Origin of the sequence: Elioraea sp. Yellowstone (assembly GCF_006704265.1) — a bacterium.
GTDB lineage: Bacteria > Pseudomonadota > Alphaproteobacteria > Acetobacterales > Acetobacteraceae > Elioraea.
Map to the genome: position 1 here is coordinate 1 of NZ_VIKA01000231.1, position 3,445 is coordinate 3,445.

Sequence of the window (3,445 nt, forward strand, 5' to 3'; positions counted from 1 at the left end):
TGCTGGCCGCGCGCGGCCGTCCCGGCCCAGCGCTGGCACTGGGCGCGACGATCGCCGTCGCGCTCGGGCTCGCGTTCGCGCTGGTGCTGGCGCTCGCCGACCCGGACGGCATGCCGCGCACGCTCGCCCGCTTTCTCGAGGGCACGCTGGGCGCAGGTGCCGTCCGGCCCGCGCTCTGGGGCGAGGCGTGGCGGCTGGCGACCCCGCTCGGCCTCGGCACCGCGGGCTTCGCCCCGGCGGCCGGCCTCGGCGACCTGCGCGGCTGGCATCCGCACAATCTCGGGCTGGAGGCGCTGGCCGAAGGCGGCGTGCCGGCAGCGACCCTGCTCTGCGGGATCGTGCTCGCCTGCGCCGCCGCGCTCGTCCGCCGCGCGCGCGAGGTGCCGCCCGCGCAGCTCGGTGCCACCGTGGGCTTCGCCTGCGTCGCCCTCGCCCAGGCCGCGACCTCGACCGATCTCGGCAACCGCATGGCATGGCTCTGGGTCGGGGTGACGGCCGGGCTCGCCGTGCGCGCGCTGCCGCGCCGGCACACCGAGGCAGCGCCCGCATGACGGGGCTCTATGCCCGCGCGGGCAAGCGCGCGCTCGACCTTGCGGCCGCCGCGCTGCTGCTGGTCGTGCTCGCCCCGGTGGTCGCCGCGCTCGCGCTCGCCACGCGCATCGCGCTCGGCCCGGGCGTGCTGTTCCGCCAGCCTCGGCTCGGGCTCGGCGCGCGCCCCTTCACGCTCGTGAAGTTCCGCTCGATGCGCGCCGGCCCCGGTGGCGACGCGGAGCGGCTCACCCGCTACGGCGTCTGGCTCAGGCGCACCTCGCTCGACGAACTGCCGAGCCTGGTCAACGTGCTGCGCGGCGAGATGAGCCTGGTCGGTCCGCGCCCCCTGCTCGTCGAGGATGCCGGCCATCTGCTGCGTCTCTGCCCGGAGCGCTTCGCGGTCCGCCCCGGCCTGACCGGGCCGGTGCAGGTGGGCGGGCGCAACGCGCTGCCCTGGACCGCGCGGCTGGCGCTGGATGCGGCCTACGCGCGCGAGGTCTCGTTCCGGCGCGACCTCGCATTGCTGCTCGCGACACCAGCCGCGGTGCTGCGCGGCGATGGCGTCGCCTCGCCCGGCCACGCCGCCGGCGCGCCGCTCGCCGGGGAGACTGCGCCGTGAACCGCCTGCCTGCCGAACCCCATCCGTTCGACGCGCAGGCAGGACACCCGCCGATCCTGCTCTCCCCGCCCGAGCTCGCCGGCGCGGAGTTCCGCGGCGTGATCGAGGCGCTGGCGAGCAACTGGGTGGCGCCCGTCGGCCCGCTGATCGGCCGGTTCGAGGCCGCCCTCGCGGCGGCCACCGGGTTCCGCCACGCGGTCGCGACCAGCTCCTGCACGGCGGCGCTGCATCTCGCCTGCCGGCTGCTTGGCGTCGGCCCCGGCGACGAGGTCTGGGCCCCCACACTCACCTTCATCGCCTCGGTCGCGCCGGCGCTGCAACAGGGCGCGACGCCGGTGTTCCTCGACGTCGATCCCGCCACCTGGACGCTCGATGCCGGGCTGCTGGCGGAGGCGCTCGATGCGGCCGCGCGGGCCGGCCGGCTGCCGAGGCTCGTCGTCCCGACCGACCTCTACGGCCATCCGGCCGACCTCGCCGCGATCCTGGCGGCCTGCGCCCGCCACGGCGTCGCCGTGCTGTCCGACGGCGCGGCCTCGCTGGGCTCGGCCGCGCGCGGCCGCCACGCGGGACGGGATGCGGCGGCGGCCTGCGTCAGCTTCAACGGCAACAAGATCGTCACCACCGGCGGCGGCGGCGCGCTGCTCAGCGACGACGCCCGCCTCGCGGACGCGGCGCGCCATCTCGCCACCCAGGCGCGCGATCCCGCGCCGCACTACGAGCACACGACCTGGGGCTACAACTACGCGCTCTCCAACGTGCTCGCCGGAATCGGGCTCGGCCAGATGTCCGATCTCGACCGGCGGGTCGCCCGCCGCCGCGCGATCTTCGCCCGCTACCGCGACGCGCTCGGCGCGCTTCCCGGCATCGGTTTCCAGCAGGAGGCGCCCTGGGCGCGCAGCAACCGCTGGCTCACCGCGGTCACGGTCGACCCCGCGCGGTTCGGCGCCACCGCCGAGGAGATCGGGCTCGCGCTCGCCGCGGCGGGGATCGAGACCCGCCCGGTCTGGAAGCCGATGCATCTCCAGCCGGTCTTCGCCGGGGCGCGCGCGATCGGCGGCGCGGTCGCGGCGGCGCTGTTCGCGCGCGGGCTCTGCCTGCCCTCGGGCTCGGGTCTCGCCCCGGAGGCGCAGGACCGCGTGATCGCCGCGATCGCCGCGCTGCACCGGAGGGTGGCGTGAGGATCCTCTACCTGCACCAGCACTACTCGACGCCTGCGGGGGCGCTGCCGGGCCGCAGCCACGCCTTCGCCGCCGCCCTCGCCGCGCGCGGCCACGCGGTGACGCTGTTCTGCGGCCGCCACGAGGGGGCGGAGATCGGCACCGACGCGGCGTTCCGCCGCGGCGTGCGCAGCGCGGAGGTGGCGGGTTTCCGCGTGGTCCAGCGCGACATCCCCTATGCCCAGGCGATGGACGCGCGTGCGCGCGGCCGCGCCTTCCTCGCCTATGCCGCCGCCGCGACGCGGCAGGCCGTGCGCGGCCGCTGGGATCTCGTCATCGCCTCCTCCACGCCGCTGACCGTGGCGCTGCCGATGATCGCGGCGAAGCGACTGGGCGGGGCGCGCACGCTGTTCGAGGTGCGCGACCGCTGGCCCGAGCTGCCCGCGGCGATGGGGATGGCGTCGCGGCCCACCATCACGGCGATGGCGCGGCTCGAACGCGCGGCACTGGCGGCCGCCGACGCGGTGGTCGCGCTCGCGCCGGGGGTGGCCGAGGCCCTCGGCGCGGCCTGCGGCGATCCGGCCCGCGTCGCCTTCATCCCCAATGGCTGCGACCGCGCCCTGTTCGCCGACGCCGCGCCGGAACGCCCGGTGCCCGCCCCCGAGGGCGGCATCCTCGCCGTCTATGCCGGCGCGCACGGCCGCGCCAACGGTCTCGGCCAGCTCCTGGATGTCGCCTGGGTGCTCCAGTCGTGGCGCGAGCGGCGCGTGCGGCTGGTGCTGATCGGGGAAGGCGCTGAGAAGCCGGCACTGATCGCCCGCGCGACCGCCGAGGGGCTGGACAACGTGACGTTCCTCGAGGCGATGCCGCGCGCCCGGCTTGCCGCCGTGCTGAAGGGCGCCGACGTCGCGCTGCACTGCCTCGCCCCGGTGCCGGCCTTCGCCGAGGGGACGAGTCCCAACAAGGTGTTCGAGGCGCTCGCCGCCGGGCTGCCGGTGCTCACCAACTGCCCGGGCTGGCTCGGCCGCGAACTCGAGCGCGCGGACGCGGGCGCGGCCTTTCCGCCCGGCCACCCTGCCCCCTTCGCGGAAGCGCTCGCGGCGCTCGCCGCGGCGCCCGAACGCCGCGCCGCGATGGC

General features: G+C 77.3%; 3 protein-coding genes and 1 pseudogene. All 4 read left to right on the top strand.

Translation table 11 applies throughout. The features are described from left to right. Positions 1-551 (top strand): annotated as a pseudogene (locus FK498_RS19535) (hypothetical protein); the annotation flags it as partial. Beyond that, entirely contained in the window at positions 548-1,150 is a 603-nt protein-coding gene (locus FK498_RS18045; RefSeq protein ID WP_141857004.1) for a sugar transferase, read from the top strand. The pseudogene FK498_RS19535 and the gene FK498_RS18045, both read left to right, overlap by 4 nt. Further along, the gene (locus FK498_RS18050; RefSeq protein WP_237561015.1) at positions 1,147-2,328 is read left to right on the top strand and encodes a DegT/DnrJ/EryC1/StrS aminotransferase family protein; all 1,182 of its coding nucleotides are present in this window, start codon (positions 1,147-1,149) and stop codon (positions 2,326-2,328) included. Before FK498_RS18045 ends, FK498_RS18050 begins: the two co-directional genes overlap by 4 nt. Next, positions 2,325-3,445, top strand: a 1,121-nt coding sequence (locus FK498_RS19540; RefSeq protein ID WP_161988485.1) for a glycosyltransferase family 4 protein, incomplete at its 3' end; no start/stop codon positions are given. The genes FK498_RS18050 and FK498_RS19540, both read left to right, overlap by 4 nt.

Bases quoted from the DNA above. Each gene is read 5' to 3' on its own strand.
- FK498_RS18045 (WP_141857004.1), top strand. From the start codon at position 548: ATGACGGGGCTCTATGCCCGCGCGGGCAAGCGCGCGCTCGACCTTGCG.